The organism is Pseudonocardia oceanicola (assembly GCF_047200735.1).
GTDB lineage: Bacteria > Actinomycetota > Actinomycetes > Mycobacteriales > Pseudonocardiaceae > Pseudonocardia.
Genome location: NZ_JBJZON010000001.1, coordinates 804,515 through 818,440, shown reverse-complemented (window position 1 = coordinate 818,440; position 13,926 = coordinate 804,515). Strand labels below are relative to the sequence as shown.

10 protein-coding genes are annotated in these 13,926 nt (G+C 75.9%); 9 read left to right on the top strand and 1 reads right to left on the bottom strand.

Features of this window, described 5'->3' with window-relative positions; all coding sequences use genetic code 11:
* The first annotated feature begins 11 nt into the window (after positions 1-11).
* The 8 genes from ACL02T_RS03750 (at position 12) to ACL02T_RS03715 (ending at position 10,159) form a co-directional block, all read left to right on the top strand.
* Positions 12-1,085: a squalene/phytoene synthase family protein gene (locus ACL02T_RS03750; RefSeq protein WP_412829210.1), complete on the top strand. Its 1,074-nt coding sequence runs from the start codon at positions 12-14 to the stop codon at positions 1,083-1,085.
* Complete coding sequence (locus ACL02T_RS03745) at positions 1,082-2,212, top strand: squalene/phytoene synthase family protein (protein ID WP_412829209.1); 1,131 nt, start codon at positions 1,082-1,084, stop codon at positions 2,210-2,212. Before ACL02T_RS03750 ends, ACL02T_RS03745 begins: the two co-directional genes overlap by 4 nt.
* Positions 2,209-3,618, top strand: a complete 1,410-nt coding sequence (gene hpnE / locus ACL02T_RS03740) for a hydroxysqualene dehydroxylase HpnE (protein WP_412829208.1) — start codon at positions 2,209-2,211, stop codon at positions 3,616-3,618. Before ACL02T_RS03745 ends, hpnE begins: the two co-directional genes overlap by 4 nt.
* Positions 3,615-4,661: a polyprenyl synthetase family protein gene (locus ACL02T_RS03735; RefSeq protein WP_412829207.1), complete on the top strand. Its 1,047-nt coding sequence runs from the start codon at positions 3,615-3,617 to the stop codon at positions 4,659-4,661. The genes hpnE and ACL02T_RS03735 overlap by 4 nt, the downstream gene beginning before the upstream one ends.
* A gap of 106 nt (positions 4,662-4,767) precedes the next feature.
* Entirely contained in the window at positions 4,768-6,678 is a 1,911-nt protein-coding gene (gene shc, locus ACL02T_RS03730) for a squalene--hopene cyclase (protein WP_412829206.1), read from the top strand.
* Positions 6,675-8,222, top strand: coding sequence for a 4-hydroxy-3-methylbut-2-enyl diphosphate reductase (gene ispH, locus ACL02T_RS03725; RefSeq protein WP_412829205.1), 1,548 nt, complete (start codon positions 6,675-6,677; stop codon positions 8,220-8,222). Before shc ends, ispH begins: the two co-directional genes overlap by 4 nt.
* Positions 8,223-8,290: 68 nt before the next feature.
* Complete coding sequence (gene hpnH, locus ACL02T_RS03720; RefSeq protein ID WP_412829204.1) at positions 8,291-9,295, top strand: adenosyl-hopene transferase HpnH; 1,005 nt, start codon at positions 8,291-8,293, stop codon at positions 9,293-9,295.
* Positions 9,296-9,499: 204 nt separating this feature from the next.
* Positions 9,500-10,159: a VC0807 family protein gene (locus ACL02T_RS03715; protein ID WP_412829203.1), complete on the top strand. Its 660-nt coding sequence runs from the start codon at positions 9,500-9,502 to the stop codon at positions 10,157-10,159.
* 29 nt (positions 10,160-10,188) lie between these two features.
* On the opposite strand, the gene ACL02T_RS03710 is transcribed toward ACL02T_RS03715, so the two are convergent.
* Positions 10,189-11,319: an MGDG synthase family glycosyltransferase gene (locus ACL02T_RS03710; RefSeq protein WP_412829202.1), complete on the bottom strand. Its 1,131-nt coding sequence runs from the start codon at positions 11,317-11,319 to the stop codon at positions 10,189-10,191.
* A gap of 59 nt (positions 11,320-11,378) precedes the next feature.
* Between ACL02T_RS03710 and ACL02T_RS03705 the strand changes: the two genes are divergently transcribed.
* Positions 11,379-13,754 carry an MGDG synthase family glycosyltransferase gene (locus ACL02T_RS03705; protein ID WP_412829201.1) on the top strand — a complete coding sequence of 792 codons (2,376 nt, stop codon included), beginning with the start codon at positions 11,379-11,381 and terminating at the stop codon, positions 13,752-13,754.
* Positions 13,755-13,926 lie beyond the last annotated feature (172 nt).

Here is a 13,926-nt window from a genome sequence, read left to right as displayed (position 1 = left end):
CGATCAGCGCCGTGGGACGGAGGAACGGGACGTCCGCCGGGTCGACGGCGGCCGCACGCGCCGCTTCGGCGGAGGGCGGGCGGCCGGTCGTGCCCGGCCCGGGTGGCACCCACCCGGCCGGGCCTGCCGACCCCGTGGACGCCGCGCGCCTGCGCGAGGCCGAGGCCGCCGAGAACTTCCCGGTCGCCCTCCGGGTCCTGCCCGCACGCCATCGCCGCAGGCTGCGGGCGGTGTACGACGTCGTGCGGACGATCGACGACCTGGGCGACGAGGGCGGCGGGACCCCGGCCGAGCGGACCGCCGCGCTCGAGGCCTTCCGCGCGGACCTGCACGCCGCCGCGCCGGCGATCCCCGCGGTCCGCCGGCTCGCCGCGGTCGCACCGGACCTGCCCGTGGCCCCGTTCGACCGGTTGCTCGACGCCAACGTCCACGACCAGCACACCGTGACCTACGACACCTGGGACCAGCTGCTCGGCTATTGCGCGTTGTCGGCGGACCCCATCGGGCGGCTCGTGCTCGCGGTGTTCGAGGTGCCCGCCGACGGCGAGATCGAGCACGCCTCCGACGCCGTCTGCACGGCCCTGCAGATCCTCGAGCACCTGCAGGACGTCCGGGAGGACCGCGGCCGCGGCCGGATCTACCTGCCCGCCGAGGACCGCGCCGCGTTCGGCGTCGTGGAGGCGGACCTCGACCGGCCGACCGCCACTCCCACCCTGCGCGCGCTCGTCCGGCACGAGACGGAGCGCGCGGAGCAGCTGCTCGACGCCGGCGCCCCGGTCGTCGGTGCCTTGCGGGGCTGGGCGCGGATCGCCGTGGCCGGCTACGTCGCCGGTGGCCGCGCGGCGGCCGACGCCCTGCACCGCGTGGACGGCGAGGTCCTCGGCCGCGCCGCCGAGGCCGCGCTCAGCCGCAGGCGGGACGTCCTGCGGCACCTGTCCACGCTGCTCCTGCGGGCCCGCCCCGCCCCGACGGTGTCCGGCCGTCCGCGCCGGACGATCGCGGCGAGCGGCCGGCCGGTCCTCGCGGCGCGCCGGGCCCGGTCCCGACCGGACCTCCCGCGCCCGACCCCCCGGAGCTGCCGATGACCGACCCGTCCCGGACGACCGCCACCACCGCCGCCACGACCGGGCACTCCCCCGGCCCGCCCGGCGGCGGCCGCACGAACGGACACGCCACGATCCCGCCCGACCCGAGCACCCGCTCCGCCACCGAGCACGACACCGAGCACGACACCGAGCACGGCCCCGGCACCGGCCCCGGCACCGACTTCAGCGCCGATCTGCCCGCCGCCTACGCCGCCTGCGAGGAGATCACCCGCCGCGAGGCCCGCAACTTCTCCTACGGGATCCGCCTGCTGCCGGCCCCGAAGCGCGCCGCACTCTCGGCCGTCTACGCCCTCGCCCGCCGGATCGACGACATCGGCGACGGCGACTTCGACCCGCCCGGCGGCACCACCGGGCTCTCCTCGGCGGGCTCCTTCGAGGACAAGACCGCCGCCCTCGCCGAGGTCCGCGCCTCGATCCGGGCCATGCGCGAGCAGGCCCCCGACCCGTCCGACCCCGTGCTGGTCGGTGTCGCCGACGCCGCACGCCGCTACCCGATCCCGCTCGGGGCGTTCGAGGAGCTGGTCGACGGCGTCGAGGCCGATGCGCGGATGGACCACGACGCGGCGCTCGGCGGCGAACCGGCTCGCCCGCACACCACCTTCGACGACATGACGGTCTACTGCCGGCAGGTCGCGGGTTCGGTGGGCCGGCTCTGCCTGGGTATCTTCGGGTCCCGCCCCGACGAGCGCGCCCCCGGGTACGCCGACCGGCTGGGCATCGCGCTGCAGCAGACGAACATCCTCCGCGACATCCGCGAGGACCTGCGCAACGGCCGTGTCTACCTCCCGACCGACGAGCTCGCCCGGTTCGGCGCGGAGCTGCGGCTCGACGAGGCCGGCGCGCTGGCCGACCCGGACGACGCCCTCGCCGCCTACATCCGCTTCGCCGCGGACCGGGCGCGCGGCTGGTACGCCGAGGGGCTGAAGCTGCTCCCGCTCCTCGACCGGCGCAGCGCGGCCTGCGCCGGGGCCATGGCCGGCATCTACCGGCGGCTGCTCGAGGACATCGCGGCCGATCCGCGCTCGGTGTACGCGCAGCGCAGGTCGCTGACCGGGGCACAGAAGATCGGCGTGGCCCTGCGGGCGCTGGCGGGGCGGACGGCGTGACGGGCGCGGCGCGGGTCGCGGTCGTCGGCGGGGGGCTCGCCGGCGTCGCCGCCGCGCTCCGCTGCGCCGACGCGGGGCTCGCCGTCACGCTGCTCGAGTCGCGTGCCCGGCTCGGCGGGGTCGCCGGCTCCTTCACCCGCTCGTGCGGCGGCGGCGAGCTGGCGGTCGACACCGGCCAGCACGTCTTCCTCCGCTGCTGCACGGCCTACCGCGATCTCGTCGTGCGCTTGGGCGCCGAAGACAGGATCATGCTCCAGGAGCGGCTGGACATCCCGGTGCTGGCACCCGGTGCCGCTCCGGCCCGGCTGCGCCGCACCGCGCTGTCCGTCCTGCCCGCCCCGCTGCACCTGGGAGCCGCCCTGCTGCGCTACCGGCACCTGCCCGTCGCCGACCGGGTCCGGCTGGTCCGGGCCGCGCTCGCGCTGGGCGCGGTCGACCGCACCGACCCCGCCGCCGACGCCCGGTCCTTCGGCGACTGGCTCGCCGCCCACGGGCAGGGCGAGCGGGCCGTCGACGCGCTGTGGGACCTGGTCGGCATCGCCACCCTGAACGCCCGTGCCGGCGACGCCTCGCTCGCCCTCGCCGCCACGGTCTTCCAGCTCGGCCTGCTCACCGACGCCGCCGCCGGCGACATCGGCTGGGCGACCGCGCCGCTCGGCGCGATCCACGACGAGGCCGCCCGCCGCGCCCTCGCGGCGGCCGGCGTGGAGGTGAGACGGTCCGCGAAGGCGCGGGCGCTCCTGCAGGACCGGACCCGTCCCGGCCGGTGGCGGGTCCGCGTGGGAACGACCGACGGAGAGGAGGGGCTCGTGACCGACCGCATCGTCTGCGCCGTGCCGCCGGGCCCGGCGGAGCGGCTGCTGCCCGCGGGGGCGCTCCCGCTGCCCGAGGGCTGGGCCGGCCGGCTGGGCAGCACCCCGATCGTCAACGTGCACGTCGTCTACGACCGCCCGGTGCTGGCGGAGGGGTTCGCGGCGGGTGTCGACACACCCGTGCAGTGGGTCTTCGACCGCACGGCCCAGTCCGGGGCCGCCGCCGTGTACGGACCGCGGGCCCAGTACCTGGCGGTGTCGCTCTCGGCCGCCGACGACCTCGTCCGCGTGCCGGCGGCCGCCCTGCGCGAGCGGTTCCTCCCGGCGCTGGCGGCCCTGCTGCCGGCCGCCCGCGACGCGGTAGTCCTCGACTCGTTCGTGACCCGGGAGCCGCACGCGACGTTCCGTGGTGCCCCCGGGCAGGCCGCGCTGCGGCCCGGCCCCCGCACCGCCCTGCCCGGGCTCTACGTCGCCGGCGCCTGGACCGACACCGGCTGGCCCGCGACCATGGAGGGTGCCGTGCGCAGCGGCGGGTCCGCCGCCGAGGCCCTCCTCGCGGACCGGGCCGCCGCGCCCGTGGGGGTGGCCGCATGACCGCCGTCCTCGGGACCACCGACGCCGCCGCCGGGCCGGACGTGCTGGCCCTGCTCGCGGGCAGCCGCGACACCGTCACCCCCGCGCTGCGGGCCGCCGTGGCCCGGCTCGACACCGCCAGCCGCGAACAGGCCGAGTACCACCTCGGCTGGGTCGAGCTCGACGGCTCGCCCGGCCGGGGCGGGGGCAAGGCCGTACGGCCCGCGCTGGCGCTGCTCTCGGCGCGGGCCGCCGGTGCGCCCGCGGCGACCGGGATCGCCGGGGCCGTGGCCGTGGAGCTGGTCCACAACTTCTCCCTGCTGCACGACGACCTCATGGACGGCGACACCGAACGCCGCCACCGCCCGACCGTGTGGGCCCGGTGGGGCGCGGCCTCGGCGATCCTCTGCGGCGACGCCCTGCTGGCGCTGGCCACCGAGGTGCTGCTCGAGGACCGCTCACCGCACGCCGCCGAGGCCGCACGGCTGATCGCCACCACGACCCGTGAGCTGATCCGCGGGCAGGCCGAGGACGTCGCCTTCGAGGACCGCGCGGACGTCGGGGTCGACGAGTGCCTGTCCATGGCCGCCGGCAAGACCGGTTCGCTGCTCGCCACGAGCGCCGCGATCGGTGCGGTGCTGGCCGGGGCACCGGCGGCCGCGATCGCGGGCCTGCGGCAGTACGGCGCCGCCGTCGGACTGGCCTTCCAGCTGGTCGACGACCTGCTGGGGATCTGGGGCGACCCGGCCGTCACCGGCAAACCGGTGCTCTCGGACCTGCGCTCGCGCAAGAAGTCCCTGCCCGTGACCTTCGCCGTGCAGCGCGGTGGGGCCGCCGGTCGGGAGCTGGCCGCGTGGCTGGCCCGGTCGGGCGACCCGACCGAGGAGGAGCTGCGGGCGGCCGCCGATCTCGTCGAGCGGGCCGGGGGGCGGGAGTGGGCCGCCGCGCAGGCCCGTCGGCAGCGGGACCTCGCGGAACGGGCCCTCACCGGTGCCGGGCTCGCCGCGGGTCCGCGGTCGGAGCTCGTCGCGCTCGGGCGGCACCTCACGACCCGGGACTTCTGACACGGCCCTCGAACCGGGGCGGACCCCCAGCTCCGGTCCCACACCGATCCGCAGCGTCGGTCCCCCGCCCGGGATCCCGACGCCGATCCTCGAACAGGGAGAACTGGTGACCCTCACCGCACCGGAGACCAGCACGACCGAGGCGGGTGACGCCCGGCGGACGCTCGACGCCGCCGTCGGGTTCCTCAGGTCGATCCAGCACGAGCGCGGCTGGTGGCAGGGCGACCTCGAGACCAACGTGACCATGGACGCCGAGGACCTGCTCGTGCGGGAGTTCCTGGGCATCCGCACCGCACGGGAGACCGAGGAGGCAGCGCGCTGGATTCGCTCCCAGCAGCGCTCGGACGGTACCTGGGCCACCTTCGCGGGTGGGCCGGGCGACCTCTCCACGACGATCGAGGCCTGGGTCGCGCTGCGGCTCGCCGGGGACGACCCGGCCGAGCCGCACATGCGCGCGGCCGAGAAGTTCTGTCTGGCCGAGGGCGGGATCGAGCGCTCACGGGTGTTCACCCGGATCTGGCTGGCGCTGTTCGGGCTGTGGTCGTGGGACGACCTGCCGAACATGCCCCCCGAGCTGATCTTCCTGCCGAAGTGGTTCCCGCTGAACGTCTACGACTGGTCGTGCTGGGCCAGGCAGACCGTGGTGCCGCTGACGATCGTCGCCACGTTGCGGCCCGCGCGGCCGCTGCCCTTCGGCGTCGACGAGCTGCGGTCCGGGGCGGCGCCCGCGGCGTTCGACGCGCCGTGGACCTGGTCCGGTGCCTTCCAGCGGCTCGACGTCGGACTGCACGCCTACGCGAGGCGACCGATCGCCCCGCTGCGCCGGCTCGCGATGCGCCGCGGCGCGGAGTGGATCCTGGCCCGCCAGGAGGCCGACGGCGGCTGGGGCGGCATCCAGCCACCGTGGGTGTACTCGCTGATCGCCCTGCACCTGCTCGGCTACCCGCTCGACCATCCCGCGATGAGGGCCGGCATCGAGGGCTTCGAACGGTTCCTCGTCCGCCGGGAGACCCCGGACGGCCCGATCCGCATGCTCGAGGCCTGCCAGTCCCCCGTCTGGGACACCTGCCTGGCCGTCACCGCCCTGCTCGACGCCGGCGTGCCCGCCGACGACCCGGCCGTCGTCCGGGCGTCGACCTGGATGCTCGACGAGGAGATCTCGGGCGTCCGCGGGGACTGGGCGGTCCGCCGCCCGGACCTCCCGGTCGGCGGCTGGGCCTTCGAGTTCGACAACGACGGCTATCCCGACACCGACGACACCGCCGAGGTCGTGCTGGCCCTGCGGCGGGTGGCGCACCCGGACCCCTCGCGGCTGCGGGCGGCGGTCGACCGCGGGGTCGCCTGGACCGTCGGCATGCAGTCCGCCGACGGGGGCTGGGGCGCGTTCGACGCCGACAACACCCGCGAGCTCGTCACCAAGCTGCCGTTCTGCGACTTCGGCGCGGTGATCGACCCGCCGTCCGCCGACGTCACCGCGCACGTGGTCGAGATGCTCGCCCACGAGGGCCTGGCCGACGGGGAGGCCTGCCGGCGCGGCGTGCGCTGGCTGCTCGACCACCAGGAGTCCGACGGCTCGTGGTTCGGCCGGTGGGGCACCAACCACGTCTACGGCACCGGCGGCGTCGTCCCGGCGCTCGTCGCGGCCGGGATCCCCGCCTCCGACCCGGCGATCCGGCGCGCGGTCGCCTGGCTGGAGCGCCACCAGAACGCCGACGGCGGCTGGGGCGAGGACATCCGCTCCTACGACGACCCCGACTGGATCGGTCGTGGCGAGTCCACGGCCTCGCAGACCGCGTGGGGGCTGCTCGCGCTGGTCGCGGCCGGTCGGGCGCGCTCGGACGCGGCCCGGCGCGCCGTCCGGTTCCTCGCCGACACCCAGCTGCCCGACGGGAGCTGGGAGGAGGAGATGTACACGGGCACCGGCTTCCCCGGCGCCTTCTACATCCGCTACCGGCTCTACCGCATGACGTTCCCCGTCTCCGCCCTCGGGCGCTGGTGCGAGGAGGTGGGTGCATGACCGCGCCGCGACGGGTTCCGGCCCTGGGGCCGCCGGTCGTCTGCGCCCCGCTGGGCGTCGAACGCGCCGCCCTGCGCGGCGTGGTGGGCGACGCGGCCGTCGTCCGGACCGGGATGGGTCCGGCCCGCGCGCGGGCCTCGGCCGCCTGGATCGCCTCCGGCGGTCCGCGTCCCGTGCTGGTCACGGGCGTGGCGGGGGCGCTCGACCCCGCCGTGCGGGCCGGTGACCTCGTCGTCGCCGACGAGATCCGGTTCACCGACTTCCGCGCACCCGTGCCCGTGCCGACCGCCGCGCCGCTCGCCACCGCGCTGCGCCGGCTCGGCCTGCGGGTCCACCTCGGCCCGATCGTCTCCTCACCGACCGTGGTCGAGGGCGCTCGACGGGCCGGGCTCGGCCGGGAGGGCGCCCTCGCCGTCGACATGGAGTCCGGCTGGCTCGCCGAGGCCTCGGCGGGCGGGCCGTTCGCGGTGGTGCGGGCGATCGTCGACACCCCGGAGGCGCCGCTGGTGCGGCCGGGCACGCCGGTGCGCGGCTTCACCGCCCTGCGGTCCCTGCGCCGCGCCGCGCCCGCGCTGCGGGAGTGGTTCGCGGCCGTCTGGGACGAGCCGGCGGCCCGCGAGGTGGTCCTCGCCGAACCGCGCAGCTTCTGCGCCGGGGTGGAACGGGCGATCGACATCGTCGACCGGGCGCTGGACCGCTACGGCGCCCCGGTCTACGTGCGCCGCCAGATCGTGCACAACGCCCACGTCGTCCGACGGCTCACCGAGCGTGGTGCGGTGTTCGTCCAGGAGGTCGCGGAGGTGCCGCGCGGCGCGACCTGCGTGCTCGCCGCGCACGGCGTCTCCCCCGAGGTCCGCGCCCAGGCCGAGGCCCGCGACCTCGCCGTCATCGACGCCACCTGCCCGCTCGTGGCCAAGGTGCACGCCGAGGTCAAGCGGCACACCGGCCGCGGCGAGACCGTCTTCCTCATCGGCCATTCCGACCACGAGGAGGTCGAGGGCACCGTCGGCGAGGCGCCGGCCGACATCGTCGTGGTCGAGGACGAGGCCATGGCGCACACGGTGACCGCGCGCGATCCGGGCCGCGTCGCCTACGCGATGCAGACCACCCTCGCGGTGGACGAGGCCGAGCGGATCGCCGAGGTCCTGCGCGGCCGGTTCCCGGCCATCTCCGCCCCCCGCCGCGACGACATCTGCTACGCCACCACGAACCGCCAGCGCGCGATCCGCGCGGTGGCCGCCGGGACCGACCTCGTGCTCGTCGTCGGCTCCGGGAACTCGTCGAACTCCCGCCGGCTGGCCGAGGTGGCCGGCCGGGTCGGCGACCCACCCACCCCCGCCCACCTCGTCGACGACGTCGGCGGGATCGACCTGGCCTGGCTCCGCGGGGTCCGACGGATCGGGGTCAGCGCGGGGGCGTCGGCGCCCCCGGAGCTCGTCGACGAGGTCGTGTCCTGTCTGTCCGGCCTCGGTCCGGTCGCGGTCACGACGACCACGACCGGGACCGAGGACGTCGTCTTCACCCTGCCCAAGGAGGTGAGCTGAGCACGTGAGCGACCCGTCCGCGCCGGCCCACCCCACCCATCGCGCCTCCACCGAAGGACAGTGATCCCATGGCGATGCCTCTGCGCCAGTCCCTCCGACTCGGTACGTACCTGCTGAAGCAGAAGATCAAGGGCACCGAGAAGTTCCCGATCCTGGTCGAGCTCGAGCCCCTGTTCGCCTGCAACCTCAAGTGCAACGGGTGCGGCAAGATCCAACAGCCCGCACACCTGCTCAAGCAGCGGATGCCGGTCGAGCAGGCCGTGAACGCCGTCCTGGAGAGCGGCGCCCCGATGGTCTCCATCGCCGGTGGGGAACCGCTGATGCACAAGGAGATCGACGTCATCGTCCGGCGACTGCTGGACCTCGGCAAGATCGTCTTCCTGTGCACCAACGCGGTGCTGCTGCCCAAGCACCTGCACCGCTTCACCCCGCACAAGAACTTCGCCTGGATGGTCCACATCGACGGGCTGCGCGAGCGGCACGACGAGTCCGTGGCCAAGGAGGGTGTGTTCGACCAGGCCGTCGCCGCGATCCGGATGGCGCAGGAGGCCGGCTTCCGGGTCAACACCAACACCACCTTCTTCGACACCGACACCCCGCAGGACGTCATCGACGTGCTCGACTACCTCAACGACGAGCTGAAGATCGACAACATGCAGATCTCGCCGGGGTACGCCTACGAGAAGGCCCCGGACCAGGAGCACTTCCTGGGCGTGCAGCAGACCCGGGAGCTGTTCAAGAAGGCCTTCGACGGCGGCCGGCGGCGGAAGTGGCGGCTCAACCACTCGTCGGTCTTCCTGGACTTCCTCGAGGGGCGCCGGGACCTCGAGTGCACCGCGTGGGCCATCCCGTCGTACTCGCTGCTCGGCTGGCAGAAGCCCTGCTACCTGCTCGACGACGGGTACGTGAAGACCTACCAGGAGCTGATCGAGGACACCGACTGGGAGGCGTACGGGCGCGGCAAGGACGAGCGGTGCGCCAACTGCATGGCGCACTGCGGCTACGAGCCCTCCGCGGTGTTCGCCACCCTGGGGTCGCTGCGCGACACCATCCGCACCGCCGCGGGCGCCTGAGCACACCAGCGGCGGAGCAGGTCGAGGGGCAGGTCGACGGACGGCTCGGCACGGTGACGGGACGCGAGCTCACGGGGAGGTCACAACGGGCAACCGGCCCGTTATCTCCCCGTGACCGGGCCCGCTACACTCCGGCGAACGCGCTGGACGACGAGCGCGGACTGGCCCCCCGAGCCGACGAGGACCTGCATGCCGGAGCACCGGATGACGACTCTGATCCACCTCCCCCCGATCGGAGCCCTGCTGCGCCACGCCGGCCGTCCGCTCCTGGAGTCCACGCTCGTCCCGCTCGCGTTGTTCTGGATCCTGTTCACGCACGCCGGCTTCGACGCCGGGATCATCGGAGCGCTGTCGTGGTCGGCCCTGGCGATCGGGCGGCGGGTCGTCACGCGGCGCAAGGTCCCGGCGATCCTGTGGCTGACCACCGTCCTGCTCGTCGCCCGCACCGCGGTGGGCCTGTGGTCCGGGTCCGCGTTCCTCTACTTCCTGCAGCCCACCGTGCAGAACTTCGTGTTCGCCGGGCTGCTGCTGGTCACCATCGGGCTGGACCGGCCGCTGCTGGCGAAGCTGGCGGACGACTTCTGCGCCTTCCCCGACGCCCTCACCCAGCACCCCGAGATGAAGAGCTTCTTCAAGAAGGTCTCGCTGCTGTGGGCGGCGGTCTTCCTGGTCAACGGCGTGACCACGCTCGCCGTGCTGGCCACCCAGACCGTCGGGAACTTCCTGATGGTCTCCACGGCCGGCTCGTACTCGCTGGTCGCGGTGGGCATCGCGCTCTCGCTGTGGTGGTTCCACCGCTCGCTGGCGGGCGAGGGCATCGGGCTGCGGATCGGGGTCCCGCAGCCCAAGCTCCGCGTGGGCTGAGCTCACCCCCCACCCCGGGCGCCGACCCGTCAGAGGCGGCGGGCGAGGTCCTCGAGCTCCGCGTCGAGGGTGCGGCGGGAGAACCCCCGGGCTCGCCGGCTCAGCTCCTCCCGCTCCTCCGGCTCGGCGCGCAGCCGGCGTACGGCGGCGGTCACGTCGGCTGGCCCCGGGCAGACCAGCGCCAACCCCGCCTCCTCCGTCATCCGGGCCCCGGCGCGGCCGTGCCCGGGCACGGGGTTCGCGAACAGCACGGGCGTCCCGACGGCGAGCGACTCGCTCGCGATCATCCCGCCCGCCGTGGTGAGCACCAGGTCCGAAGCGGTGACCAGCTCGGGCACCTCCTCCGTCCAGCCCAGCACCGTCAGCCCGGGCGCCCGGCGCGCCGCCAGCCGGGCCCGCAACCGCTCGTTGCGCCCGCACAGGACCACGGCCTCGACCGGCGGCCCGTCCCCCATGCCGCCCGCGAGCACGGCGTCGACCACGCCTTCCACGCCGCCGAACGCCAGCGAACCGCCCGTCACCAGGACCACGAACGCGGCCTCCGGCAGGCCCAGCTCGCGCCGGGTCGCCGCCCTGTCGCCGGGGCGGAAACGCGTGTCGACCGCCGCGGGCGCCACCCGCACCTCGGCCTCCGGGACCAGGGCCGCGGCCTGCGCGCGGCTGGCGGGGAGCAGCGTCCACGTCTCGTCGACCCCCGCCCACACCCAGAACGGGTGCACCGCGACGTCGGTGACCACCGCGACGCTCCGGCCGGGCAGCTGCCCGCGCCGGCGCAACCAGGCGAGCCCGCCACTGATCATCGGGTACGTGGAGACGACCAGGTCCGGGTGCTCCTCGCGGAGCAGGGGCGCCAGCGACCGGCCCAGCCGTGCGGCCGCGACCCGCTTGCACAGCGCGGCGAACCGCGGGTGCCGGACGAGCAGGTCGTAGCCGATGCCGTAGAGGCCCGGTGCCCACCGCATGGTCACGGCGTAGGAGCGGCGCAGGACCGCGTCCCGCAGGCCCCCGCGGCGGCCGCCGCTCGCGCTCTCCACCTCGTGCACCTCGGCCGCGGGCCAGAGCTCCCGCATCCGTGCCGCCAGGGCGCGCGCGGCGGCGACGTGCCCCTCGCCCACCGGGGCCGACAGCACCAGGACCCGGAGCGGCGCCTCACCGTCCATACAGGACACGGTACCCCCGACCCCGCTCCCCGAACCTCCTCCCCGACGGCAAGGACGAGATGACCGATCCGCAACGGCTGCTGCTGGTCACCGGCAGCATGGGCGCGGGCCACCACGCGGCCGCCCGCGCCGTCGACGAACGCGCCCGGCGACTGTGGCCGGGCGTCGAGGTGACCTGGACGGAGACGCTCGACGGCATGGGCCGCCGGGCCGGGCCGGTGTTCCGCACCGTCTACGCCGGCTGCATCCGGTACCTGCCCTGGCTCTACGAGCTGTACTTCCGCCTACTCTGGCACGTGCCCTTCTTCCGGGCCGGCACCCGCGCGGTGATCGGGCGCTGGAGCGGCCGCGGCCTCGAGCCCGCGGTCCGCGAGCACCGCCCGGACCTCGTGGTCGCGACCTTCCCGGAGGGCATCACGGGATTGGCGTGGCTGCGCCGGCGCGGCCGGCTGCCGATGCCGACGGTCGCCCTCGTGAACGATCCCGCCCCGCACCCGTTGTGGGCCTCGCCCGCCCTGGACCTGCACCTCGTCAGCACCGAGGAGGGCGCTGCCCGGCTCCGGTCGGCCGCCCCGGGCGCGCGGGTCCGGGTGGCCGCGCTGCCGGTGGTCGCGGCGTTCACCCCGCCCGAGGAGGCCCCCCGGGAGCGGCCCCGGGTGCTCGTCTCCTGCGGATCGCTGGCCTTCGGCGACGTGGCCGCGACCTGCGCGGGCGCGCTCGACGCCGGCGCCGACGTCCTCGTCACCACGTGCCGCCTGCCCGCCCTGCGCCGGAGGCTGGAGCGGCTGGCCCGACGTCACCCGCACGGTGCGCGGCTCACCGTCGTCGACTGGATCGACGACCCCGCGGCCGCCACCCGCGGAGCCGACGTCGTGATCACCAACGGCGGAGGTGCCACCGCGCTCGAGGCGCTGGCCTGCGCCCGTCCGGTGCTGCTCGCCGACCCGATCCCCGGCCACGGCCGGGCCAACGCCGACGTGCTGGCCGCCGCCGGCCTGGCGCGGGTCTGCCACGGCCGGGCCGGCGTCGCCGAGGCGGTCGGCGAGCTGTGGGACCCGGGCGCGCGGGCCGTCGTCGTCAAGGACCTGCGGCGGCGCCTCGAGGCCCGCGATCTCGACCGGGACGTCGCGGCCCTGGCCGGGCTGGACGGCCCGCCGAGACAGACGCGCCTGCGTCCGCAGGACGCCCTGTTCGTGCACGCCGCCACGCCCGAGGTCCCGCAGCAGGTCGGGGCCCGGATCACGGCCGTGGGCGCGCCCGCGGAGGGCTGGGTGGTGCACCTCGACGGCCTGGTCCGCGACCGCGCACCGCACCTCGACCTGCTCACCCGGCGGCTCGCCCCACCGCGGCCGGGCCTGCCGCTCCGCTGGGTCCACGATCCCGCGCCCGACCCGGCGGAGCACGTCCGGCGCGAGGTCTGGCGGATCGGCCCCACCGGCGACCACCCCACGTGGGACGACGCCGTGACAGCCTTCTTCGCCGACGCGCTCGACCCGGGCCTCGGTTGGGAGCTGCAGGCCGCGCAGGCCGACACGGGCGAGGCGGCCGTGCTGGCCCGGGTGCACCACGCCCTCGGCGACGGGCTCGCGGTCACCGACGGGCTGATCCGGCTGCTCGCGGACGAACACGCCGAGGCCCCCGCCACCCGGGCTGCTGCGGCGGCGGGCACGGGCAGCGCTGCGCGGTGGACGCGGCTGCGCTACGCCCTCACGGTCGTCCGGGGGATCGCGAGCCTCGCCACGGCCGGTCCCCCCGGTCGCTCGCCGCTGGTCGGACGGTCCGGACCCGGGCCGCGGCGGCTGTCCGTCGACGTCGACGGCGCCGAGGTCCGACGGGCGGCCCGCGCCCACGGCGTCGGCACCACGGTGCTGGTCCTGGCCGCTCTCGCCCAGACACTGCACGAGGAGCTCGACGCGCCACCACGGATCCGCACGATGGTGCCGATGACGACCCGGACGCGCGCGGGCGTCCGCAGCCGGGCCGGCGGGAACCGGACGGCGGCGGTGTCGGTGGACCTGCCGACCGGCCCGATGAGCCCTGCCGAGCGGGTCGCCCGGGTGGACGCGGCGCTGGCCGCCGGCTCGGCGACGGGCCAGCCCGAGGGAGCCGCGGCCGTGCTGGCGGCGCTCGGCCTGCTGCCCGGCCGGGTGCAGGGACCGCTCGTCCGGCTCGTCTACGGGCGCCGGTTCTTCCACCTGCTGGCCTCGGTCATGCCCGGTGCGCGCCGCCCGCTGCACCTGCGGGGCGGGTTGATCAGCACCGTGCAGCCCGTGCTGCCGCTCGCCGACAGCGTCGGCCTGGCCGTCGGAGCGCTGAACTGGGGCAGGTACACCTGCATCGGGATCACCGCGGATCCCGCCGTCCTTCCCGTGACCCAGGGAATACCTGCTGGCCTGAGGCGGTCGTTGGGGAGTATGCAGCTACCCGAAACCTGAGCGGAGCGTGCGGAGCGACCATCGGCACTGAGCGGAGCGAACATCGGCGCGAAGCGGAGCGACCATCGACACTGAGCGGAACGTGCGGAGCGAGGACCGGTGCGGATCGGAGCTCGCTGAGCGAAGATCAGCGCTGAGCGACGCTCGCGGAGCGACCGTCGACGCCGGCCGG